This window comes from Pseudomonas sp. FG36 (genome assembly GCF_057809275.1).
On sequence record NZ_JBMDJQ010000016.1, the window covers coordinates 1 to 24189 of the forward strand.

At 63.6% G+C, this 24189-nt stretch carries 19 protein-coding genes; 4 read left to right on the forward strand and 15 right to left on the reverse strand.

The window, feature by feature from the left end:
* Positions 1–63: 63 nt before the first annotated feature.
* From gcvP to ACODS9_RS14180, 3 genes are all read right to left on the reverse strand, one after another.
* Positions 64–2919, reverse strand: a complete 2856-nt coding sequence (gcvP, locus tag ACODS9_RS14170) for an aminomethyl-transferring glycine dehydrogenase (protein WP_401106835.1) — start codon at positions 2917–2919, stop codon at positions 64–66.
* Positions 2920–2928: 9 nt separating this feature from the next.
* The gene (gene gcvH, locus ACODS9_RS14175) at positions 2929–3312 is read right to left on the reverse strand and encodes a glycine cleavage system protein GcvH (protein ID WP_217868505.1); all 384 of its coding nucleotides are present in this window, start codon (positions 3310–3312) and stop codon (positions 2929–2931) included.
* Positions 3313–3758: 446 nt separating this feature from the next.
* A complete protein-coding gene (locus tag ACODS9_RS14180) occupies positions 3759–4637 on the reverse strand; it encodes a hypothetical protein (protein ID WP_401106838.1) in 879 nt (292 codons plus the stop codon).
* A 147-nt stretch (positions 4638–4784) separates the two neighbouring features.
* Here ACODS9_RS14180 and ACODS9_RS14185 point away from each other — a divergent pair, with 147 nt between their 5' ends.
* Positions 4785–5564, forward strand: coding sequence for a hypothetical protein (locus tag ACODS9_RS14185; RefSeq protein ID WP_401106841.1), 780 nt, complete (start codon positions 4785–4787; stop codon positions 5562–5564).
* Positions 5565–5676: 112 nt separating this feature from the next.
* Here ACODS9_RS14185 and ACODS9_RS14190 read toward each other — a convergent pair whose 3' ends face one another.
* The 6 genes from ACODS9_RS14190 to arcD (ACODS9_RS14215) form a co-directional block, all read right to left on the reverse strand.
* Positions 5677–7185, reverse strand: a complete 1509-nt coding sequence (locus ACODS9_RS14190) for a sigma-54-dependent transcriptional regulator (RefSeq protein ID WP_401106844.1) — start codon at positions 7183–7185, stop codon at positions 5677–5679.
* A gap of 105 nt (positions 7186–7290) precedes the next feature.
* Positions 7291–7659, reverse strand: a complete 369-nt coding sequence (locus tag ACODS9_RS14195) for a DUF5064 family protein (RefSeq protein WP_031315061.1) — start codon at positions 7657–7659, stop codon at positions 7291–7293.
* A gap of 56 nt (positions 7660–7715) precedes the next feature.
* Positions 7716–8645 (reverse strand): carbamate kinase, encoded by a 930-nt coding sequence (arcC, locus tag ACODS9_RS14200; RefSeq protein ID WP_046854306.1) that lies wholly within the window; start codon positions 8643–8645, stop codon positions 7716–7718.
* A gap of 82 nt (positions 8646–8727) precedes the next feature.
* Positions 8728–9738 carry an ornithine carbamoyltransferase gene (locus ACODS9_RS14205; RefSeq protein ID WP_046854307.1) on the reverse strand — a complete coding sequence of 337 codons (1011 nt, stop codon included), beginning with the start codon at positions 9736–9738 and terminating at the stop codon, positions 8728–8730.
* Positions 9739–9806: 68 nt separating this feature from the next.
* Positions 9807–11063, reverse strand: a complete 1257-nt coding sequence (arcA, locus tag ACODS9_RS14210; protein WP_046854308.1) for an arginine deiminase — start codon at positions 11061–11063, stop codon at positions 9807–9809.
* Between the two features lie 32 nt (positions 11064–11095).
* On the reverse strand, positions 11096–12523 hold the full coding sequence (gene arcD / locus ACODS9_RS14215) for an arginine-ornithine antiporter (RefSeq protein ID WP_046854309.1): 1428 nt from the start codon (positions 12521–12523) through the stop codon (positions 11096–11098).
* A 425-nt stretch (positions 12524–12948) separates the two neighbouring features.
* On the opposite strand from arcD (ACODS9_RS14215), the gene arcD (ACODS9_RS14220) reads away from it, so the two are divergent.
* Entirely contained in the window at positions 12949–14376 is a 1428-nt protein-coding gene (arcD, locus tag ACODS9_RS14220; protein WP_401106850.1) for an arginine-ornithine antiporter, read from the forward strand.
* 24 nt (positions 14377–14400) lie between these two features.
* Here arcD (ACODS9_RS14220) and ACODS9_RS14225 read toward each other — a convergent pair whose 3' ends face one another.
* From ACODS9_RS14225 to gap, 6 genes are all read right to left on the reverse strand, one after another.
* Positions 14401–14814, reverse strand: coding sequence for a YbaN family protein (locus ACODS9_RS14225; RefSeq protein ID WP_401106852.1), 414 nt, complete (start codon positions 14812–14814; stop codon positions 14401–14403).
* Between the two features lie 49 nt (positions 14815–14863).
* Complete coding sequence (locus tag ACODS9_RS14230) at positions 14864–15469, reverse strand: biliverdin-producing heme oxygenase (protein ID WP_038706745.1); 606 nt, start codon at positions 15467–15469, stop codon at positions 14864–14866.
* 181 nt (positions 15470–15650) lie between these two features.
* Positions 15651–18239 (reverse strand): TonB-dependent receptor, encoded by a 2589-nt coding sequence (locus tag ACODS9_RS14235; RefSeq protein WP_401106855.1) that lies wholly within the window; start codon positions 18237–18239, stop codon positions 15651–15653.
* 125 nt (positions 18240–18364) lie between these two features.
* A complete protein-coding gene (locus ACODS9_RS14240) occupies positions 18365–19327 on the reverse strand; it encodes a FecR family protein (protein ID WP_401106857.1) in 963 nt (320 codons plus the stop codon).
* A gap of 93 nt (positions 19328–19420) precedes the next feature.
* Complete coding sequence (locus ACODS9_RS14245; RefSeq protein ID WP_023632569.1) at positions 19421–19933, reverse strand: RNA polymerase sigma factor; 513 nt, start codon at positions 19931–19933, stop codon at positions 19421–19423.
* A gap of 190 nt (positions 19934–20123) precedes the next feature.
* Positions 20124–21125, reverse strand: a complete 1002-nt coding sequence (gene gap / locus ACODS9_RS14250; protein ID WP_489094102.1) for a type I glyceraldehyde-3-phosphate dehydrogenase — start codon at positions 21123–21125, stop codon at positions 20124–20126.
* A 265-nt stretch (positions 21126–21390) separates the two neighbouring features.
* On the opposite strand from gap, the gene edd reads away from it, so the two are divergent.
* Positions 21391–23217 (forward strand): phosphogluconate dehydratase, encoded by a 1827-nt coding sequence (gene edd / locus ACODS9_RS14255; RefSeq protein ID WP_489094103.1) that lies wholly within the window; start codon positions 21391–21393, stop codon positions 23215–23217.
* On the forward strand, positions 23214–24170 hold the full coding sequence (locus ACODS9_RS14260) for a glucokinase (RefSeq protein ID WP_367238678.1): 957 nt from the start codon (positions 23214–23216) through the stop codon (positions 24168–24170). Before edd ends, ACODS9_RS14260 begins: the two co-directional genes overlap by 4 nt.
* Positions 24171–24189 lie beyond the last annotated feature (19 nt).

The following is a 24189-nucleotide window of genomic DNA, read 5'->3' on the forward strand; positions in this document are numbered from 1 at the left end:
GCTTAGCGCTGAACCTGTGGGAGCCGGCTTGCCGGCGATGGGGCGCGCAGCGGCCCCACCCGATCAGACGTCCTGGTAGCTCTCGATCGACGGGCAGGCGCAGACCAGGTTGCGGTCGCCGAACACGTTGTCGACCCGGCCGACCGGTGGCCAGTACTTGCCTTCCACCAGGCTCGGCAGCGGGTACACCGCCTGCTCGCGGCTGTAGCCGTGGGTCCACTCGCCGGCCAGCTCCGCCGCGGTGTGCGGGGCGTTCTTCAGCGGGTTGTCGTCCTTGTCCAGGCTGCCGTTCTCGACCGCGCGAATCTCTTCGCGGATCTGGATCATGGCGTTGCAGAAGCGATCCAGTTCCTCTTTCGACTCGCTTTCGGTCGGTTCGATCATCAGCGTGCCGGCCACCGGGAAGGACATGGTCGGGGCGTGGAAGCCGAAGTCGATCAGGCGCTTGGCGACGTCGTCGACGCTGATGCCGCTGGTGTCCTTGAGTGGGCGCAGGTCGAGGATGCACTCGTGCGCCACCAAGCCGTTGCCGCCGGTGTACAGCACAGGATAGTGCTCTTCCAGGCGACGGGCGATGTAGTTGGCGTTGAGGATCGCCATCTGCGAGGCACGCTTGAGGCCCGCGCCACCCATCATGCGAATGTACATCCAGGTGATCGGCAGAATGCTGGCACTGCCGAACGGTGCCGCGCATACCGCGCCCTGGGTGTTTTCCAGCTGGGCATGGCCCGGCAGGAATGGCGCCAGGTGCGACTTGACGCCGATCGGGCCGACGCCCGGGCCGCCGCCGCCGTGGGGGATGCAGAAGGTCTTGTGCAGGTTCAGGTGCGAGACGTCGCCGCCGAATTTGCCCGGGGCGCACAGGCCGACCATGGCGTTCATGTTGGCGCCGTCGATGTACACCTGGCCGCCGTTGTCGTGGATGATCGCGCAGATCTCGCCGATGGCTTCCTCGAACACGCCGTGGGTGGACGGGTAGGTGATCATGATCGCCGCCAGGCGCTCGCGGTGCTCGATGGCCTTGGCGCGCAGGTCGTCGATGTCGACGTTGCCGCGCGCGTCGCAGGCGGTCACCACCACGCGCATGCCGGCCATGTGCGCGGTGGCCGGGTTGGTACCGTGGGCCGAGGACGGGATCAGGCAGATGTCACGGTGGCTGTCGCCACGGCTGCGGTGGTAGGCGCGGATCGCCAGCAGGCCTGCGTACTCGCCTTGGGAACCGGCGTTGGGCTGCAGCGACACGGCGTCATAGCCGGTGGCGGCGCAGAGCATGGCTTCCAGCTCGCTGGTCATCTGCAGGTAGCCCTGGCTTTGCGCGGCCGGGGCGAACGGGTGCAGGTTGCCGAACTCGGCCCAGGTCACCGGGATCATTTCACTGGCGGCGTTGAGCTTCATGGTGCACGAGCCCAGCGGGATCATGGTGCGGTCCAGGGCCAGGTCCTTGTCGGCCAGGCGGCGCAGGTAGCGCATCAGCTCGGTTTCGCTGTGGTAGCGGTTGAACACCGGGTGCTCGAGGATGGCCGACTGGCGCAGCAGGCCAGCCGGCAGGCGCACGGCGACGGTGTTGGCCAGGGCAGCGAAGTCAGGGCTGGCCTGGCCGTCGGCGAACAGCTGCCACAGGGCCTCGACATCGGCCTGGGTGCTGGTTTCGTCCAGCGACAGGCCCAGCTGGGCGGCGTCGACCTGGCGCAGGTTGATGCCCTGGGCGCGGGCCTTGTCGTGCAGCGCGCCGGTGCTGGCACCGGTGGCCAGGGTCAGGGTGTCGAAGAAATCGCCGGTGACCACCTTGATGCCCAGCTTGGTCAGGCCGGTAGCGAGGATCGCGGTCAGCGCATGGGTGCGCTCGGCAATGCGCTTGAGGCCGGCAGGGCCGTGGTACACGGCGTACATACTGGCGATGTTGGCCAGCAGCACCTGGGCGGTGCAGATGTTGCTGGTGGCCTTCTCGCGGCGGATGTGCTGCTCGCGGGTCTGCATGGCCAGGCGCAGGGCCGGCTTGCCGAAGCGGTCGATCGATACCCCGACCAGGCGGCCCGGCATGTCGCGCTTGAAGGCGTCGCGGGTGGCGAAGTAGGCCGCGTGCGGGCCGCCGAAGCCCAGCGGCACGCCGAAGCGCTGGGCGCTGCCGATGGCTACGTCGGCGTCGAACTCACCGGGTGGGGTGAGCAGGGTCAGGGCCAGCAGGTCGGCGGCCACGGCCACCAGGGCGCCTGCGCCGTGGAAGCGCTGCACCACCTCGCGGTAGTCGAACACGTCACCGTTGCTGGCCGGGTACTGCAGCAGGGCGCCAAAGAAGGCGCTGACGTCGCCCAGTTCGCGCTCGTCGCCCACCACCACCTCGATGCCCAGCGGTTCGGCGCGGGTGCGCAGCACGTCGAGGGTCTGCGGGTGGCAGTGCACGGAGGCGAAGAAGGCATGGCTGGCCTTGTTCTTCGACAGGCGCTTGCAGAAGGTCATGGCTTCTGCGGCGGCGGTGGCCTCGTCGAGCAGGGAGGCGTTGGCGATCGGCAGGCCGGTGAGGTCGCTGATCAGGGTCTGGAAGTTCAGCAGCGCTTCCAGGCGGCCCTGGGAAATCTCCGGCTGGTACGGGGTGTAGGCGGTGTACCAGGCCGGGTTCTCCAGCAGGTTGCGCAGGATCGGCGCCGGGGTGTGGGTGTTGTAGTAGCCCTGGCCGATGTAGCTCTTGAACAGCTGGTTCTTGCCGGCGATGGCTTTCAATGCGGCGAGGGCATCGGCCTCGCTCTGCCCGTCGTGGCTGCCGAGCACGCTGGTGCCCTTGATGCTGTCGGGGATGACGGCGGCAGTCATCGCGTCCAGCGAGTCGAAGCCCAGGGTCGTGAGCATGGCCTGCTCGTCAGCGGCGCGTGGGCCGATGTGGCGGGCGATGAATTCGTTGGCGGTGCCGAGGTTGATGGTCATGGTGATTCCTCAGGCGTCGTCGTTGGCTTTGAGCAGGCGATCGTAGGCATCCTGGTCGAGCAGGGCATGCACTTCGCTCATGTCGGCAGGCTTGAAGCGGAAGAACCAGCCTTCGCCCAGCGGGTCTTCGTTGACCAGCTCTGGGCTGTCGTTGAGATCTTCGTTGACCGCGACCACTTCACCGGTCAGTGGCATGTACACGCCGCTGGCGGCCTTGACCGACTCCACGGTGGAGGCTTCGGCGCCCTTGTCGTACTGCTGCAGCTCCGGCAGTTGCACATAGACCACATCACCCAAGGCGTTCTGGGCGTAGGCGGTGATGCCCACGGTGACGCTGCCATCGGCTTCGACGCGCAGCCATTCGTGATCTTCGGTGAAACGCAACTCGCTCATGGGAATTCCTCGGGAAGCAGGGGCGTTGGGCGCGGTAGGCTCCGCGCTCTTAAGGTTGGAATTCCCTTAGCAATAATGCGGCCAGCCATTAAAACTTCTTAAAAATCATATAGTTAAAGTTTAAATATGATTTCTTGAATGTCTGGTTGGAATGATATCGATACAGGAGGGGAGGTATTCAAAAGCGTTGTGGGATCAAACCCTTGCGCAGACGCACCCAAACAGATGTGTAACAAAATCGATACGATGTATTGAATTCGCTACGACAATGCTGAAGGGGTGCATCCCTGAGCGGTTCATGGGCCTTTGGACGGATGGGTGTGCCAACCGGGGTTCACCGCCCCAGGCCCGAAAGGCTGGCGACGGTGAAAGCCTCCAGAAACCGGTGGATGCTGCGAAGCCCGAGTGAGCAGCGTCACACCGCTAAGGCCATGCCTTGCCCCTCTTTAGCCCAAGGGGGCAGACTTGATCTGATCGTCTATCCAAGGCTTGATCTGCTGGTTAACGTCATCCTCGACGTCCTCCCACATCGACTTCAACATCTGCAAGCGATAGGACACTACGCTGCAGGTGAAGGAGTCGTAGTGGTTGCTGACAAACAGTGAACGCCAGTTGTTTTCGGTGTGGTTCATGTACACGAAAGCATAGGCATAGGCGACGTTGCCATTGACATCGCCGATGGCTGGGCTGTTGGTCAGTTCGCTCTTGCTTTCGTTGGTGCATTTCTGGGCCCAGAAGAACGTCCCGACGCTGTTGACATCCGTGCCGCCGCTGCCATCGCTGAATGTTTTGCTAAGCGCGGTGACCTGTGCCGCAGCCTCTGAGCCCGCGACCACGCTCATGACATTGGCGATGATTTGCGCCATGTTGATCTCACCGCTGTGGGTCTGGTTGTGACAGGTGTCATTGATGACCAAGTCGATGTTGATCCACGGGCAGTGGTTCTGCACGACATAGGCAATCACATTCCACCATTCCTTGGTGTTCCTGACATCCGGATTGGCAACCTTCTCATCGGACCAGCCGAGTTCCTTCTTGGCGTGGCCGATGGCTGCATGGTTGATGAACAGAATGCTCCGGGCGAACATTTTCTGCTGCTTCTTGGTGAGTTTGCTGGAACTCACGTAATGATCGTTTATCGCTGTTACTGTATCGGGCGTGTCTTGATCGGCCGCTACTGCAGCCGCCGCTGCAGGTGCAATGGTTGCCCTGGACTGCAAGTTGCTGCGCGCGGCATTCATTTTTTTGAAATCTTTCTTAAGACTGTCTGGCAGAATCAACCCACCATTGGCAATGTATTCGGGAACCCAAATTCCATTTTTCATGTGTGCATGCTCCTGACTGTAGATTGGGCAATAGATGTCGCCCGCGACAGAGTGTAGCAGTAGAAGTGAGAAGGCGAGTTCTTGCGCGGCATGCCGGAAAAAGTCGGTCTACGCTAGCGAAACAGGTTTACGCAAAGGAGTGCGTTCATGAGCAGTACATTGTTTACCGGGAGTACTGTATTTACCTACACTTCTACTTCAGCATTAAGCCCTCAGGAACTTGAGGTTCTTTCAGTGTTTCTCTCGGGTGTCTCAAAGCTTGAAAAGGCGGCGGCACCGATTTTTGTGCAGCTGAGCCCGGATCTTCCGCCGGAAATCGCCTGGGAATACAGCTATTCGTTCGCGCTCGAGTCCTGCTTCAGAGGGGGGGATACCTCTGTCATTCCCCAGCAACAATACCTGGCCGACTGCTCGGGCGTACAGCTGATCTTCAGCAGTGACAATATTTACGAGAAGGCACTTGAAATTGTCGGCCGCTTGGCCTTTGATTTTGCCGGCGAACAGCTCATGCAAATCAACGATTATGCAAACAGGGACACGGTGGTGAGTAGCCTGTTCGATATACTCAGTTTGTGGGAGAACAATTGGCTGGCACCGGTTCAGGGGATGAAACTGTTCAGTATGGGGCCATCAGGGCGGCGAATGATTTCTTCCTCCAGTTACGGTATGTGGAATAGCCAGATTGCTACGGCGTTGACACTTTTCTCATTTCAGACGGGTGTGGTCGTCCGAGCATTGGATGTCTTCAGACCTTTACAACTTGAAGCGGTCATGGCGTTAAGCTACAGGACGGTGGAGTTCTTGAGCCCCGTTCTGGAGTTTGGTTGGAGTATCCAGACACCTAGCGCCTCTTATTACATGGAAAATTTCAAACAAGCATTTGGCTGTGACCCGGAACAAGAGATCAACAGTGCACCGCTTGCTTGAGGCGCGGTGGAACAGATGCTTGATCGTGAAGTGCGACAGGCGGTCTCACTGGTGGTAGCGGTTTTCTTGGCGCGGTAGTCGGCAAAGCGAGACGGAAGGATCCCCTCCAAGGTCAGGCCTTGCCGGGGATCCCGTATTTGCGCAGTCTCTGGGCGATCGCCGTGTGCGAAGTCTGCAAACGGCCGGCCAGCTGCCGGGTCGAAGGGTAGCTGGCATACAGTCGCTGCAGTAGCTCGCGCTCGAAATCCCCCACTGCCTGTTCCAGGCTGGCCACTTCGCCATCCTGCCCCCGCGCCACCGAGGTGCCGGCGATGTCCAGGTCGCCGATATCCACCACGTTACTTTCGCAAATGGCCGCGGCGCGGAAGATAACGTTCTGCAACTGACGCACGTTGCCCGGCCAGGGGTTGGCCAGCAGCGCCGGGTGGGTGGCCGGTGCGAGCCGGCAGGGCGGGCGCTGGATCTGGGTACAGGCCTGCTGCATGAAAAAATGCGCCAGCGACAGGATGTCCTGGCCGCGCTCGCGCAGGGGCGGCACCTGCAGATTGAGCACGTTGAGGCGGTAGAACAGGTCTTCACGGAAAGTGCCCTCGGCGACCATGCGCTCGAGGTCGCGGTGGGTGGCGCTGATGATGCGCACATCCACCTTCACCTCGCGGTCGCCGCCGACGCGGCGGAAGCTGCCGTCGCTGAGGAAACGCAGCAGTTTGGCCTGCAGGTACGGCGACATCTCGCCGATCTCGTCGAGGAACACCGTGCCCTGGTTGGCCAGCTCCATCAGCCCGGGCTTGCCGCCGCGCTGCGCGCCGGTGAAGGCGCCCGGGGCGTAGCCGAACAGCTCGCTCTCGGCCAGGCTCTCGGGCAGTGCTGCGCAGTTGAGGGCGAGGAACGGCGCGGCATGGCGGCTGCTGATGGCGTGGCAGGCGCGGGCCACCAGCTCTTTGCCGGTGCCGGTTTCGCCATGCACCAGCAGCGGCGCGTCAAGGGCCGCCACGCGCAGGGCGCGGGCCTTGAGGGTGCGAATCGCCGGGGAATCGCCGAGCATGGCGTCGAAGCCTTCGGCGTGGTCGTGGTGCAGGGCCGACAGGCGCTCGCCCATGCGGTTCGGCGGGTACAGCGTCAGCAGGCCGCCGGCATGGGTGATCGGCGTGGCGTCGAGCAGCAGGCTCTGGCCGTTCAACTGCATTTCGCGCATGGGCAGGTGGAAGTTATTGTCCAGCAGGGCCTGCAGCAGGTCGGGGTCGCCGAACAGCTCGCCCACCGAACGCCCGGCGGACTCACGCCCGCACAGGGCGATCAGCGCCGGGTTGGCCAGCAGCACCTTGCCCGCGCTGTCCACCGCCAGCACCGGGTCGCTCATGGCGGCGAGCAGGGCGTCGAGCTGCAGGTGCCGGCGTTGGCCGGGGAGGATGTCGACCACTTCCACCGATTGCACGCCGCGTACCTCGAACAGCGCGTCGTGCAGCTCTTCGAGCACGGCGGGGCTCAGGGTCGGGGCGTCGATGTAGACGTTCGGCGGGACCATCTCCACGGCATCGAGGTTGAGGTTGCGGGCGCCGAGCAGGGCCAGGACTTCCTGGGTGATGCCGACGCGGTCGATGAAGCTGACGTGGATGCGCATGGGGAGATCGGGGCAGTGGCCAAGCGAGTGCGCCAGTATGCCTTGCCAGGCGGGTTAAACCCAATCGCGGGGCAAGCCCGCTGCCACGAAGCCCCGCGATTGCACTCAGCCCAGATGCTCAGGCTTGATCGAATCGCCCGATTTCACATCGAGCTTCTGGCGAATGTCTTCGAACATGTAGTCGTAGAGCTTGTGCGGCGAACCGAGACTCTCGAATTTCTTCGGCGCTGGCAGGTACGACTGGGCCTTGCGGCTCAACTGCATCAGAAAGCTGGGCAGCACCTGGTCCTTGGCCAGGAAGAACTTCTCATCGACGGCCTTGCCCTCGATGTGGCCATGCATGCGGAACTGGATGCCGCGGCCTTCGCTGGGATCCGACACGGCCTCGTAGTCGATGCACAGGTCGTAGCTGTGGTCGTTGGTGTTCAGCGCAGTGCGCTCGATATGCACGTGACCGGGTTGATACTGGGCCATGGCGAGGTCCTCCGGAAGGTTGAAAACGGCCGGTGCCAGGCACCGGCCAACTGCGTTCAACGGTAGCTGATTCCCGGCTTGGCGGTGGAAACGCGGGTACCGGCGGTGCCTTTGACGATGTCCTCGATGTTTTCCAGCGAGCTGATTACCGCGACCTTGCCGGTATGCCGGGCGAAATCGCAGGCGGCCTGCACCTTCGGCCCCATGGAGCCGGCGGCAAAGCCCAGCTTCTCGAGCTCGTCGGGGTGCGCCTGGGCGATGGCTTTTTGTGTCGGCTTGCCGAAATCGATGTACGCAGCGTCGACGTCGGTGGCGATGATCAGCAGGTCGGCATCCAGCTGTTCGGCCAGCAGCGCCGAGCACAGGTCCTTGTCGATCACCGCCTCGATACCCTTGAGCTTGCGGTTTTCGTCGTACATGGTAGGGATGCCGCCGCCGCCGGCGCAGATCACGATGCTGCTTTTTTCCAGCAGCCATTTGATCGGGCGGATCTCGAAGATGCGCTTGGGTTTCGGGCTGGCCACGACCCGGCGGTACTTGTCGCCGTCTGGCTTGACCACCCAGCCTTTTTCCTTGGCCAGGCGCTCGGCTTCGTCCTTGGCGTACACGGGGCCGATGAACTTGGTCGGGTCCTTGAACGCCGGGTCGTTGGCGTCCACTTCAACCTGGGTGAGCAGCGTGGCGAACGGCACCTCGAAGTCCAGCAGATTGCCCAGTTCCTGTTCGATCATGTAGCCGATCATGCCTTCGGTTTCAGCGCCAAGCACGTCCAGCGGATAGGCTTCATCTGGCTTGTACGACAGCCCCTGCAGCGACAGCAGGCCGACCTGCGGCCCATTGCCGTGGGCGATGACCAGTTCGTTGCCGGGATGGATTTTGGCGATCTGTTCGGTGGCGGTGCGGATATTGGCGCGCTGGTTGTCGGCGGTCATCGGCTCGCCGCGGCGCAGCAGGGCGTTGCCGCCCAATGCAACAACGATACGCATGGGGAATGTCCTTCAGAAAGACTATGGGGCGGACCCGTGGGAGCGGCGCACCGCCGCTCCCACAAAAGCCCTTGGTCGGGGGTTACAGATCAGCCAGGGTCGACACCAGGATCGCCTTGATCGTGTGCATGCGGTTTTCCGCCTGCTCGAAGGCGATGCATGCCGGCGACTCGAACACGTCATCGGTCACTTCGATGCCGTTGGCCAGGTGCGGGTACTGTTCGGCGATCTGCTTGCCGACCTTGGTGTCGGAGTTGTGGAACGCCGGCAGGCAGTGCATGAACTTGGTGCGCGGGTTGCCGGTGGACTTCATCAGCTCCTTGTTCACCTGGTAAGGCAGCAGTTGCTGGATACGCTCGCCCCAGGCCTCGACCGGCTCACCCATCGATACCCAGACGTCGGTGTGGACGAAGTCCACGCCCTTGACCGCGGCTTTCGGGTCTTCGGTCAGGGTGATGCGCGCGCCGCTTTCTTCTGCGTACTTCTTGCAACGCTCGACCAGGTCGTCATGCGGCCACAGCGCCTTGGGCGCGGCGATGCGCACGTCCATGCCGAGCTTGGCGCCGATCAGCAGCAGCGAGTTGCCCATGTTGTTGCGGGCATCGCCCAGGTAGGCGTAGCTGATGTCGTGCAGCGGCTTGTCGCTGTTCTCGCGCATGGTCAGCACGTCGGCGATCATCTGGGTCGGGTGGTACTCGTCGGTCAGGCCGTTGAACACCGGCACGCCGGCGAACTTGGCCAGTTCCTCGACGATCTCCTGCTTGAAGCCGCGATACTCGATGGCGTCGTACATGCGCCCGAGCACGCGGGCGGTGTCCTTCATGCTTTCCTTGTGGCCGATCTGCGAGGAGTTGGGGTCAATGTAGGTGACGTTGGCGCCCTGGTCGTAGGCGGCGACTTCGAAGGCGCAGCGGGTGCGGGTCGAGGTCTTCTCGAAGATCAGGGCGATGTTGTTGCCCTTCAGGTGCTGCTGCTCGGTGCCGGTGTACTTGGCGCGCTTGAGGTCGCGGGACAGGTCCAGCAGGTAACGCAGCTCGCGGGTGGTGTGATGTTCGAGGCTGAGCAGGTTACGGTTGTGGATGTTGAACGCCATGATGATTCTCCTTGAGTTCGGTAATCCCCCGGCCGCCGCTGGGTGAGCACGGCCGGGGTGATGGACGTTTAGTAGTCGATAGGGTCACGCACGATCGGGCAGGTCATGCAGTGACCGCCGCCGCGGCCCCGGCCCAGTTCGCCGGCGCTGATGGTGATGACTTCGACCCCGGCCTTGCGCAGCAGGGTGTTGGTGTAGGTGTTGCGGTCGTAGCCGATGACCACGCCGGGCTCCACGGCCACCACGTTGTTGCCGTCATCCCACTGTTCGCGCTCGGCGGCGAAGCTGTTGCCGCCGGTCTCGACCACGCGCAGTTTCTTGAGGTTGAGCGATTCGGCCACCACTTCGATAAACGATTTGTTCTCGCGACGCACGTCCATGCCGTAAGGCTTGCTGCTATCCGGACGGATCACGAACGGCACGATTTCCTTGACCACTTCGGGGAAGACGGTGACCAGGTCGCGGTCGCAGAAGCTGAACACGGTGTCCAGGTGCATGGCGGCGCGGGATTTCGGCAGCCCGGCGACCACCACCTTCTCTACCGCGCCCTTGGCGAACAGCGATTGCGCCAGTTGGCCGATCGCCTGGCGCGAGCTGCGCTCACCCATGCCGATCAGCACGACACCATTGCCGATCGGCATCACATCGCCACCTTCAAGGGTGGCCTTGCCATGGTCCTTGTCCGGGTCGCCGTACCAGACTTCGAAGTCGGCATTGGTGAACTCTGGGTGGAACTTGTAGATGGCGCTGGTCAGCAGCGTTTCCTGGCGTCGCGCCGGCCAGTACATCGGGTTGAGGGTGACGCCACCATAGATCCAGCAAGTGGTGTCACGGGTGAACTGGGTATTGGGCAGCGGATCGAGCAGGAAACTGGAGTGGCCGAGGTAGTCGCGGTACATCTTGATCACGCTCGCGCCTTCGCTGTCTGGCAGGTCTTCGCCTGCCACGCCGCCGATCAGATACTCGGCCAGCTTGCGTGGCTCGAGGCCTTCGAGCCAGCTGCGCACTTCGTTCTTCAGGCCGATGCCAACCGTGTCGTCGGTGAGCTTGCGGTCGAGGATCCATTTGAGCGCTTCGGGGTTCTGCACGGTCTCGGTCAGCAGGTTGTGCATTTCCAGCACTTCGATTCCGCGTTCACGCATCTTGGTGACGAAGTCGAAGTGGTCACGCTTGGCCTGGTTGACCCAGATGACATCGTCGAACAGCAGCTCGTCGCAGTTGCTCGGGGTCAGCCGCTGGTGCGCCAGGCCCGGGCTGCAGACCATCACTTTGCGCAGCTTGCCGGCTTCGGAATGAACGCCGTATTTCTGTTTCTCAGTGGACATGGTGAATCCTCCTGTAATGCGAAGACATGGGTTCAGAGCGTCAGGAAGCCGTCATACAAGCCGTAGGCAGCCACCAGGGCGCCCGCGACCACGGCGGCGAAGATCAGTTTTTCCACGCTGGTGAAGATCGGCTGGCCGACCTCGCGCTTGGCCTTGGCGAATAGGATCGCGCCGGGGGCATAGAGCAGGGCCGAGAGCAGCAAGTACTTGACGCCACCGGCGTACAGCAGCCAGATCGCGTAGAGCAGGGCGATGCCGCCGATGATCAGGTCTTTCTTGCGTTCGGCCAGGGCCTGTTCGTAGGTTTCGTTGCGCCAGGCGAGCAGGAAGGCATAGGCCGCCGACCACAGGTAAGGCACCAGGATCATCGAGGTGGCGAGGTAGATCAGCGACAGGTAGGTGCTGTTGGAGAACAGGGTGATGACCAGGAAGATCTGCACCATGGCGTTGGTCAGCCACAGGGCGTTGGCCGGCACATGGTTGGCGTTCTCGCGGCGCAGGAACTCCGGCATGGTGTGGTCCTTGGCGGCGGCGAACATGATCTCGGCGCACAGCAGTACCCACGACAGCAGCGCCCCCAGCAGCGAGATGATCAGGCCGACGCTGATCAGCACCGCGCCCCAGTGGCCCACCACATGTTCAAGCACGGCGGCCATCGACGGGTTCTGCAGCTTGGCCAGCTCGGGTTGGGTCATCACGCCCAGCGACAGCACGTTGACCAGCACCAGGAACAGCAGCACGGTGACGAAGCCGATGACCGTGGCCTTGCCGACGTCGGAGCGTTTTTCCGCGCGGGACGAGAAGATACTCGCGCCCTCGATGCCGATGAACACCCACACGGTGACCAGCATCATGTTGCGCACCTGGTTCATCACGCTGCCCAGCTCTGGCGTGCCAAGGGCCCAGATATCCGCGGTGAAGATGTCGAGCCTGAAGGCGAACAGGCAGATCAGGGCGAACAGGGCCAGCGGCACGACCTTGGCCACGGTGGTGACCAGGTTGATGAACGCCGCTTCCTTGATGCCACGCAGTACCAGGAAGTGCACGGCCCAGAGCAGGACCGAGGCACCGATCACCGCCGCCGGGGTATTGCCCTCGCCGAAGATCGGGAAGAAGTATCCCAGGGTGCTGAACAGCAGCACGAAGTAGCCGACGTTGCCCAGCCAGGCACTGATCCAGTAGCCCCAGGCCGAGGAGAAGCCCATGTAGTCGCCGAAACCGGCCTTGGCATAGGCGTACACACCACCGTCAAGGTCAGGTTTGCGGTTGGCCAGGGTCTGGAACACGAAGGCGAGGGTGAGCATGCCCACCGCGGTGATGGCCCAGCCGATCAGCACGGCGCCGACACCGGCGCTGGCGGCCATGTTTTGCGGTAACGAGAAGATCCCGCCGCCGATCATCGAGCCCACTACAAGTGCAACAAGCGCACCCAGTTTTAGTTTTCCGGGAGAATCAGACATTTATCGACTCCGTACCAGGAGAAAGTTGACCTCAGAATAAATCTGACGCCTGGATCATTCGCTGACTTAGATCAGTTCATGCCCGCATGAAGGTAAGAAAAATCCTTCATGCGTCTCCTGGAGGATGCCGACAGCTTCGGCGCAGGCCTTGTGCGCTGGCACCTCCATGTCCTTCTGGAGCAAACGCTCCGTTTTGCCTGCGAACCATGAAGTTAGTCTCTTTTAGGGTTTTCGCAAATTTTTCACAGTAAATAGCGACGTATTTAGGTGAGGGGTGAGAGACTTCGCAACTGTCATTTTTATCAGTTGTGCGCTATAGACAGTCCGGTTATGAGTGCTATAGCTTTAATGGCTCGATTCAATAAGAAACTTGTAACATTTATGTTGGTTAATACGTTTACGCGCCTGCGCGCACGAGGAGCCCCATGAGCGAACCGGGACAGAAGCTGCGCCTGGGCGCATTGATCGCATTGGTGGTCGGCTCGATGATCGGCGGCGGGATCTTCTCGTTGCCGCAGAACATGGCGGCGCGAGCCGATGTCGGTGCCGTGCTGATTGGTTGGGGCATCACCGCCGTGGGCATGCTGGCGCTGGCCTTCGTGTTCCAGACCTTGGCCAACCGCAAGCCCGAGCTGGACTCGGGGGTGTATGCCTATGCCAAGGCCGGTTTCGGCGACTACATGGGCTTTTCTTCGGCCTGGGGCTACTGGATCAGTGCCTGGCTGGGCAACGTCGGCTACTTCGTGCTGCTGTTCAGTACCCTCGGCTTCTACTTCCCGGTGTTCGGCCAGGGCAACACGCCAGTGGCCATCGGCTGCGCCTCGGTGCTGCTGTGGGCGGTGCACTTCCTGGTGCTGCGCGGCATCAAGGAGGCGGCGTTCATCAACCAGGTGACCACCGTGGCCAAGGTGGTGCCGTTGCTGATGTTCATCGTCATCGCCGCGTTCGCCTTTCGCGCCGATATCTTCACCCGCGACATCTGGGGGCTGAGCAATCCGCAGTTTGGCAACGTGCTGGAGCAGGTACGCAACATGATGCTGGTGACAGTGTTCGTGTTCATCGGCATCGAGGGGGCGAGCGTCTATTCGGGGCGGGCGCTGCACCGTTCGGACGTGGGCAAGGCCACGGTGATCGGCTTTCTCGGCGTGCTGGCGCTGCTGGTGCTGGTCAACGTGTTGTCGCTGGGGGTGATGACCCAGCCGGAGCTGGCCGGCCTGCAGAATCCCTCTCTGGCCTCGGTGCTGGAGCATATCGTCGGGCCCTGGGGCGCGTTGCTGATCAGCATCGGCCTGGCAGTGTCGCTGATCGGGGCGTTGCTGTCGTGGGCGCTGTTGTGTGCCGAGATCCTCTTCGCCACCGCCCGTGACAAGACCATGCCGCGCTTCCTGGCGCGGGAAAACGCCAACCAGGTGCCGGCCAACGCGCTGTGGTTGACCAATGTGATGATCCAGGGCTTCTTGCTGATCACCCTGTTCTCGGCCGGTACCTACACCAGCCTGATCTACCTGGCGTCGTCGATGATCCTGGTGCCGTACTTCTGGTCGGCCGCCTATGCGGTGTTGCTGACAGTGCGTGGCGAGAGTTACCAGGGGCAGGCGGGGCTGCGGCGCAAGGACATGCTGGTCGCAGTGATCGCGCTGTTGTACGCGGTGTGGTTGCTGTATGCCGGTGGGCTCAAGTACATCCTGCTGTCGGCGTTGCTCTATGCGCCGGGAGTGATCCTGTTCGCCCGGGCCAAACGCGAGCAGGGGCAGGTGCTGTTCACCACATGGGAGAAGCTGATTTTCGCGGCGGTGCTGGTGGGCGCCGGGTTGGCGGCGTATGCGCTGTATTCGGGGTTGCTTAGCCTCTGACTGCTCATGTCGGGCGCGATTGAATCAATTTTGCAGTTCGACGCTGCCTTGAGGGGTGGGCCGTTCCGGGCGCGACCAGATCCACAGGTTGCCGAGCGCCATGCCGCCGATGGCGAGGAAGACGGGCCAGTGGTGCTCAAGGACGATCAGCATGAGGCTCGCGCACAACAGCATGCTGATGGTCGCGCTGACCTTGGCGCGGCGCTGGATCACCTTGCCGTTGCGCCAGTTGAACAGGATCGGGCCGAACAGCCGGTGGTTCTCAAGCCACGCGGACAGCCGCGGCGAGCTGCGGGTGGCGGCCCAGGCGGCGAGGAGGACGAACTCGGTGGTGGGCAGCCCCGGAATGACGATGGCCACCAGGCCAATCCCCAGGCTGACGTAGGCCAGGATCGCGTAGAGCAGGCGGGACAGTTTCGAGCGGGCGATTCGGGTCATGGTCTCACTGCAACGGTGCGGCCGCCCGCAGGCGGCCGGGTAAAGCGTGTCAGGCCAGCGCCGCGTCGGCGGCATAGGCATGCTTGAGCAGCTCGGTGAAGCGCTCGAAGGCGGCAACCGCGCCACGTTCGGCGGCGGCGTCTTCCTCGGGCGACAGGTCCAGGCTGTCGAGAATGCGGGTGAACTGTTTCCAGCCTTCGGCGCGACCGCCGGCCGGTTCGCCCAGGTGACGGGCACCGAAGGTTTCGGACAGTTCCAGGGCCACGGCGCGCTTGATCAGGAACGCGGCGCCCAGTTTGGAGCCTTCGGAGACGAAGATCCAGCCCAGGGCTTCGCCCAGGCTTGGCTTGCCCAGGGCGCCGGCGAAGGGCGCGGGCACTTCGGTGTCGAGGTCGGCCAGGTCGAGGCGGGCCTGCTCGGCGCGGCAGCGCTCGGCCAGGTCGGGGACGATGGCGATCAGTTGCGGGTCGGTGTACAGCGCCTGCAGCTCGGACTGGAACAGGTACTGTGCGACCACGAAGCGGGCGAAGCTCTCGCGGCTGTCGAACGGCTTGTGCGACTTGACCAGGGCGTCCAGCTCGGTGTGCGGGGCGTGGGTGACCTGGTTCAGGCGCTGGGAGCGCAGGTTGGCGCGTTCGGTGGAAGGGGCGGTCATGGGGGCATCCTTGGAAAATTGGGCGTCTAGTGACAAGACGAAACAGAAGACGCGGAACAGTAAAAAAACCTCACCTGCGAAGTGAAATCATTCGCACGGGGCTCGATGCAGCGCCGGGCAAGCCCGCTCCCACGGGCGAGATGGGGGAACGGGTTTGCCCGGCGATGGCGATCTCAACCCGTCAGATGTCCCACACCAGGTTGATGGCGAAGTTGCGGCCCGGCATGGTCAGGCGATCGAGATTGGCCGGCTGGGTCACTCCCGCTTCGCCAAGCGCGTCGTAGCCACGTACGTCATCCCACTGCCAGTACTTCTTGTCGGTCAGGTTGTAGAGGCCTGCGTTGACGGTGATGTCGTCCGTCACCTTGTAGTAGCCGGTGAGGTCCAGCACGCCGTAGCCAGGCGTGCGGAACTGCTTGCTGGCGCCATCGGGGGCGAAGAAGGTGGAGTCGTCGACGCGGTCCTTGCGCTTGACCAGGGTCCAGCTCAGCAGCCCCCCATAGTTCTGTTGCTCGTAGCCCAGGCCGAGGACCGCGGTCAGCGGGTTGACGCTGTTCAGTGGCTGACCGTTGTCATCGTTGCGACCGCGGGCATAGGCCAGCGAGCCTTGGGTGTACAGGCCCTGGGCAGCGCCGAAGTGGTCGAGGTTGAGGCGGCCCTTGAACTCCGCGCCCTTGATGGTGGCGTGCTTGATGTTGTTGGCCTGGAAGGTCGAACCCAGGTTGGCCGACTGCACGGCGTCTTCGTTGATGAAGTCGCGGTACTTGTTGTAGAACACCGCGACATCGAAGTTACCGGCCTCGAAGTTGCCGCGCAGGCCGGTTTCGTAGCTCTTGCTCTTCTCCGGCTCGAGGTCCGGGTTGGGTTGGACGCTGTAGCCCAGGGTCGGGTTGTCGAAGCGGCCGAACATGGCCTTGGCGGTCGGAGTACGGAAACCCTCGGCGTATTGGCCGTACCAGGTGTAGTTGTCGTTGAAGGCATAGGTCACGCCGAACTTCGGCGAAACGCGGTGCCACTTCTTGTCTGCGTCGTCGATGGCCCCCGGCGCCGCACCGTTGCCCTGGACCCCGCGCAGGAACTCGCTGGTCATCTTCGGTTCCATGCGGGTGTAGTCGTACCGCGCGCCCGGCAGGAAGGTCCAGTTGTTCCAGCGGATTTCGTCCTGGGCAAACAGGCTGTAGGTGTTGACCGTCGGGTCGGGGAAGTCGCTGACCCGTACCTGGCCGTCGCCGGGGCTGTTCTGGCCGATCGCCGTACAGCTGCCGCCGACGTTGAGGCAGGTGCCGGTACCGCTGCGTGAACCGGTGATCTTTTCATGCTTGAGCGTCGTGCCGTAGGTCAGCAGGTGGTCGGTGGCACCCAGGCTGAAAGCCTTGTCCAGCTGGGCATCGAATACCCACTGGCGGTCCTTGTAGGTGGTCTGGCGATCGCGGAACACCTGGCGGCCACTGGCGAAATACAGCTCGTCGGTGCGTTGGTCGGTCTTGGCGATCTGGTAGTTCAGGCTCCACTTCACGTGGTCGGCGACCAGGCTTTCGAGGCCGAACTCATGGTTGATGCCAAAGCGCTCACGGGTAACGGTGTCGTCGCCCTGGCGCATCCGATACATGTTCGAGGCGCCGCGGCCCGGAATGAAGGGGCCTCCGACAGCGCTGAGGATGTTCTGGTCGCGGTCGTCCTTGTAGTGCTCGTAGGTGAAGCCTAAGCGGGCATCGTCGGCGTAGTTCCAGCCAAGCTTGGCCAGGACGTTGGTGGTGCGCACGTCCTCCGGGTTGGCTTCGCTGCGGTTCAGGCCGGTGCCGCCGTGCTCGCCATACGATTCGGTTTCATGACCGTTGCGTTGGCTCAGGTGCAGCAGGCCATCGAAATCGCCCTGGCGACCGGCGACGGTGGCCGAGGTCAGCCAGCTTTCGTCGGCCGAGCTGTAGCCGGTCTTCAGACGGGCGCCGACATCCTTGCCCGGCTTGATGATGTCCTCGGGATCGAGGGTGTAGTAACTCACCGCGCCGCCGATGGCGTTGCTGCCGTACAGCACCGAGGCCGGGCCGCGGAGAATCTCGACGCGCTTGACGATTTCCGGGTCGACATAGTTGCGCTGGGTCTGGGCGTAGGGGCCATAGAAGAAACTGTCGGGGATCGACACGCCGTCGACCTGGGTCAGGATACGTTCACCGTCGATTCCGCGAATGTTATAGCCATTCAGGCCGCTGCGCTGGCCGACGCCACCGACTGAAACACCCGGCTCATAGCGCACCAGTTCCTTGATGTCGTTGACGTTCTGCCGGTCCAGTTGCTCGCGGGTCTGCACGCTGACGGTGCTCGGCACCTGGCTGACGTCCTGGGCGCTGCGGGTGGCGCTGACGGTCACCTGCTGCAGGGCGATGGCGTTGCCGGCAGCCTGGCGTTCCAGCACCACGTTGCCGTTGCCGATCTTGCGGTAGCCCAGGCCGGTGCCGCGTAGCAGGCGCTGCAGCGCCGCTTCCGGGGCCAGCGAGCCCTGTACGCCCGGCGAGGCCACGCCGTCGGCCAGCTCGGCACTGAAGCCGACCTGCCAGCCGGTGACCTGGCTGAAGGCATTGATGGCCTCGACCAGCGGTTGCTGGGCGATGGCGAAGCGGTAGTCGCCCATGCGCGGGCTGCTCGCCTGGGCCGGTTCCACGGCCAGCGCGGGCAGGCTGCAGGCGCCGCTGGCGAGCAGGGCCAAGGTCAACAGGGACAATTGCCCGCGGCGGCGGGAAGAAGAGGACGGGCGGGTTTGACCTGTGGGCATCGAAAGCGCTCCCTGTCGCGCGTGAGTCATAGACAGTGTTTGTTCTCGTTTTCGAACGAGAATCAATCGTATTGGCTATAACGAGACGGGCGAGGCAGGATGATCGCGTAAAAAAACTCGCAAGGTCAGTTGAGGATTACCACGGCTGGGTATTCATGCAGTTGCGCCGAGGTGATGTGGGCCAGGGCGCGCAGCGTTTCCAGCGGTTGGTCGAGGCGGTAGTTGCCGGTGACCGCGACCTGCTCCAGGTGCGTGTTGCGGTTGATTATCCAGCCCGGGTAGTAGCGGCGGACCTCGGCGAGCACCTGGCTCAGCGGGCAGTTCTCGAACACCAGGCGGCCTTCGATCCAGGCCAGGTCCTTGCTCATGTCGGGGCGCTGGCGCTGGCCGAAGCCCTTGGGGCCGACGCTGATGCTGTCGCCGGCGCTCAGGCGGATGCGCTGGTCGCTCGCGGCCTGCAGGTCGACATCGCCGCGCTGCACCCGCACCTGGGCCTCGCCATCGAGGTAGCGCACGGCGAAATCGGTGTCGCGCACGCTGGCGCGCAGTGGGCCGGCCTGGACTTCAAGCGGCGGCTGGCTGGCGTTGGACACCTGGAAATACGCCTCGCCCTGCAACAGGCGGGCAACCTTGCGGCCTTCTCGCTCGTCGCTGGCAAAGGCCGAATTGGTGTTGAGCAGCACCTTGGCGCCGTGGTCCAGCTCCAGGCGCTGGCGCTCGCCGACCACGGTCAGGTGGTCGGCCTGCAGGCGCACCGGCAGGTTGCCGAACGTGAACAGCCCGACCAGCAGCACCGCGGCGGTGGCCAGCGGTTTCCAGTGGCTGCGCAGGCGCCCGGCAAGCGAGCGCTTGCGCCTTTGCTGCAGTTGCCCGGCCACCTGGCGCAGCGATGCGCCGTTCCACATCGCCTCGGCTTCGACATAGGCTTCGGCGTTTTCCGGTTCGGCGCCCAGCCAGTGCTCGAAAGCGCGGGTGTCGTCTTCGCTGGCGCATTGCAGGCGGATCAACCAGTCCAGCGCCTCTTCGCGGGCACGGGCGCGGGCATCAGGCTCGGCGGGTGACGGGCGAGGGGTGGGGTGGTCGGTCACGGGGGATCCTTGCATCGGGCATTTTTTGCGCATGATCAGTGCAGACCTTGCCCATGGCAAGGGCTTTGCGCTGACCAGCGGCGAGCGGTCACGTCACTGGTGACGATCGGCCACGCCCATGCAGATGGCCATGATCAGTTTCAGCTCCTTCTGCACGGTGCTGGCCGAGACGCTCAACTGCTCGGCGATTTCCAGGTAGCTGGCGCCGTGCAGGCGGCTGAGGATGAAGATGCGCTGCTGGCGTTCGCTCAACTGGCCGAGGCTGACGCTCAGGTGCTTGAGCAGTTGCTCGGCGTGGGCGGCGTCCTCGCTGCTGGCGGCAGGCGCCGCGACGTTATGCAGGACTTGCTCGGGCACGTCGTCCACCAGTGTGCGCGCCTGCACCCGGCGCGTGCGCAGGTGGTCCAGGGCAAGGTTGCGGGCGGTCTGGAACACGAAAGGTTCCAGGTGCTCGATCGGGCGCTCGCCCAGGGCTCGGGTGACCCGCAGGTAGGTTTCCTGCAACAGGTCCTCGGCGGTGCTGGGATTGCCCACCATGCGCTGCAGCGTGCGCAGCAAAGTGAGACGCTGGGTGAGGAACACTGAGTTGAACCGGGACTGACTCACGGGGGAACCTGGGCGCTTTGGGGTGAATGATAATGCTTATCATCAATGGCCAAGGTCAAGCCTGGAAATGTCATGAATGAGTAAAGCTTTGTGGCCGCAGCCTTTTGTGGGATCGGGCTTGTCCCGCGAATAGTCATCGCGGGGCAAGCCCGATCCCACAAGACCCTCCTCTGACGGCCTTGCCCCTGTCTCAGCGCGCGTTGAACAACGCCAGGCAGTTGTCCAGCATGCGGTTGGAGAAGCCCCATTCGTTGTCGTACCAGGCCAATACCTTGAGCATCCGTCCGTTGGCGCGGGTGTGGTTGGCATCGAAGATCGACGACAGCGGGTTGTGGTTGAAGTCGCACGACACCAGCGGCAGGGCGTTATAGCCCAGCACTCGGGAATGGCGGCTGGCCTCGAGGAACAGCTGGTTGACTTCCTCGGCGCTGGTTTCGCGCTGCAGGTTGACGGTGAGGTCGACCAGCGACACGTTGATAACCGGCACCCGCACGGCCATGCCGGTGAGCTTGCCGGCCAGTTCCGGCAGTACCAGGCCGACGGCCTCGGCGGCGCCGGTCTTGCTCGGGATCATCGACTGGGTGGCCGAGCGGGCGCGGTACGGATCGCCGTGGTAGACGTCGGTGAGCACCTGGTCGTTGGTGTAGGCGTGGATGGTGGTCATCAGGCCTTGCTCGATGCCGAACTCGCGGTGCAGCACCTGGGCAATCGGCGCCAGGCAGTTGGTGGTGCACGAGGCGTTGGAGATGATCTGGTGCGAGGCGCGCAGCACATCGTGGTTGACCCCGTACACCACGGTGGCGTCGACACCCTTGGCCGGCGCGCTGACGATCACCTTGCCGGCCCCGGCGCTCAGGTGCGCGGCGGCCTTGGCGCGTTCGGTGAACAGCCCGGTGCATTCGAATACCACGTCGATGGCCAAGGTTTTCCAGGGCAGTTCGACAGGGTTGCGGATGGCGCTGACGGCGATGCGGTCGCCATTGACGGTGAGGCTTTCGTGGTCGGCCTCGACAGTGGCATCGAAGGTGCCGTGGACGCTGTCGTACTTGAGCAGGTGGGCATTCATCGCGCTGTCGCCCAGGTCGTTGATGGCGACGACCTGCAGGTCCTGGCGGTAGCCCTGCGTGTACAGTGCGCGCAGGACGTTGCGTCCGATACGGCCGAATCCGTTGATGGCGATGCGTAGGGTCATGGTATTACCTCTGGCAGTCGGGTGAAGCCTGTGGCACAAAGGACAGCTTCACTGAAACGGTTTTGTTGTTGGAATTACAAGATTATTCACCGAGAGATAGAAAACAAGCCTTTTTGCTGGCAGTATTTTGTTTAAACATACAACGAGTGGTTGGGTTGTCTCCTTCTCGAGCGGTGCTGGCGCCTTTTCCTAGAGACTAGGTCGCAATCGTTTGGAGGGAAAATGCCCCAGTAAGCCGCCCCACAGTTAGCCTGGAGTCCAGTACATGCATCCGCGCATCCTTGAGGTCACCGAACGGCTGATCGCCCGCAGCCGCCGTACCCGTGAACGCTACCTTGAGCTGATCCGTGGGGCGGCCAGTGACGGACCCATGCGCGCCCAGTTGCAGTGCGCCAACTTCGCCCATGGCGTGGCCGGCTGCGGTGGGGACGACAAGCAGACCCTGCGGCTGATGAACGCGGCCAACGTGGCCATCGTCTCGGCCTACAACGACATGCTCTCGGCGCACCAGCCGTACCAGCACTTCCCCGAACAGATCAAACAGGCGCTGCGCGAAGTCGGTTCGGTCGGCCAGTTCGCCGGCGGCGTGCCGGCCATGTGCGACGGCGTCACCCAGGGCGAGCCGGGCATGGAGCTGGCCATCGCCAGTCGTGAAGTGATCGCCATGTCCACCGCCATCGCCCTGTCGCACAACATGTTCGATGGCGCGCTGATGCTGGGCATCTGCGACAAGATCGTCCCCGGGCTGATGATGGGCGCCTTGCGTTTCGGCCATCTGCCGACGATCTTCGTGCCGGGCGGGCCGATGGTCTCGGGCATCTCCAACAAGGAAAAGGCCGATGTGCGCCAGCGCTACGCCGAGGGCAAGGCGACCCGCGAGCAGTTGCTCGAATCGGAAATGAAGAGCTACCACGGCCCCGGCACCTGCACTTTCTACGGCACCGCCAACACCAACCAGCTGGTGATGGAGGTCATGGGCCTGCACCTGCCGGGCGCCTCGTTCGTCAACCCCTACACGCCGCTGCGCGATGCCCTCACCGCCGAGGCCGCGCGCCAGGTCACGCGCATGACCAAGGCCAGTGGCAGCTTCATGCCCATTGGCGAGATCGTCGACGAAAAGGCGCTGGTCAACTCGATCGTCGCCCTGCACGCCACCGGCGGCTCGACCAACCACACCCTGCATATTCCGGCCATCGCCCAGGCCGCCGGCATCCAGCTGACCTGGCAGGACATGGCCGACCTGTCCGATGTGGTGCCGACGCTGTCCCACGTCTATCCCAACGGCAAGGCCGACATCAACCACTTCCAGGCCTCCGGCGGCATGGCCTTCCTCATTCGCGAGCTGCTCGACGCGGGCCTGCTGCACGAGGACGTCAACACCGTGGCCGGGCATGGCCTGCGCCGCTACACCCAGGAGCCGTTCCTCGAGGATGGCCGCCTGGTCTGGCGCGAGGGGCCGCAGCACAGCCTCGACGAAAGCATCCTGCGCCCGGTGGCGCGGCCGTTCTCCGCCGAGGGCGGTTTGCGGGTGATGGAAGGCAACCTTGGCCGTGGCGTGATGAAGGTCTCCGCCGTGGCGCCCGAGCACCGGGTGGTCGAGGCGCCTGCCCGGGTGTTTCACGACCAGCAGTCGCTGGCCGATGCGTTCAAGGCCGGCGAGCTGGAGCGGGACTTCGTCGCCGTGGTGCGTTTCCAGGGGCCGCGCTGCAACGGCATGCCCGAGCTGCACAAGCTGACGCCGTTCCTCGGCGTGCTGCAGGATCGCGGCTTCAAGGTGGCGCTGGTCACCGACGGGCGCATGTCCGGTGCTTCGGGCAAGATCCCGGCGGCCATCCACGTCTGCCCGGAGGCTTTTGATGGTGGCCCGCTGGCGCGGGTGCGCGATGGTGATATCGTGCGCGTCGATGGTGCCGAAGGCACGCTGCGGATCATGGTCTCGGCCGAGGAACTGGCCGATCGTGAACTGCCTGCGCCACCCAAGGGTAACGACCTGGGCTGCGGGCGTGAGCTGTTCGGCTTCATGCGTGTGGCGTTCAGTTCCGCCGAGCAAGGCGCGAGCGCCTTCACCTCGGCTCTGGAGAACCTCGAATGAAGGCCTTGCTGGTCGGCGACATCGGTGGCACCAACGCGCGTTTCGCCGTGTGGCGCGACAATGAACTGCAGGCGGTCCAGGTGCTGGCCACCGCCGACTACACCAGCCCCGAACAGGCCATCGAGGCCTACCTGGCCGACCAGGGTATCGCCCGTGGCGGCCTGGCGGCGGTGTGCCTGGCGGTCGCAGGCCCCGTGGACGGCGACGAATTCCGCTTTACCAACAACCACTGGCGCCTGAGCCGCAGCGCGTTCTGCCAGACGCTGCAGGTCGATCGCCTGTTGCTGATCAACGATTTTTCCGCGATGGCGCTGGGCATGACCCGCCTGCGCGCAGGCGAATTTCGTGAAGTCTGCGCAGGCCTCGCCGATCCATCGCGCCCGGCGCTGGTGATCGGGCCCGGCACTGGCCTCGGCGTGGGCAGCTTGCTGCGCCACGGTGAGCACTGGCTGGCGCTGCCGGGGGAGGGCGGGCATGTCGACCTGCCGGTGGGCAATGCCCGCGAAGCGGCGATTCATCAGGAAATCCATCGGCAGATCGGCCATGTCAGTGCCGAGACCGTGCTCAGTGGCGGTGGGCTGGTGCGCTTGTACCAGGCCATCTGTGCGCTCGATGGTGCTGCGCCGACGCACAAGACCCCGGCGCAGATCACCGACGCGGCGCTGGCCAACGAGCCACGGGCACTGGCGGTGGTCGAGCAGTTCTGCCGGTTCCTCGGCCGGGTGGCGGGCAACAATGTGCTCACCCTCGGGGCGCGGGGTGGCGTCTACATTGTCGGTGGCGTGATTCCACGTTTCGCCGAATTGTTCCTGCGCAGCGGCTTTGCCGCGAGCTTCGCCGACAAGGGCTGCATGAGCGGGTATTTCGCCGGGGTGCCGGTATGGCTGGTGACGGCGGAGTTTTCCGGGTTGTTGGGGGCCGGAGTGGCTTTGCAGCAAGCGCTGGACCTCTAATAGCCGGGGCCGCAAAGCG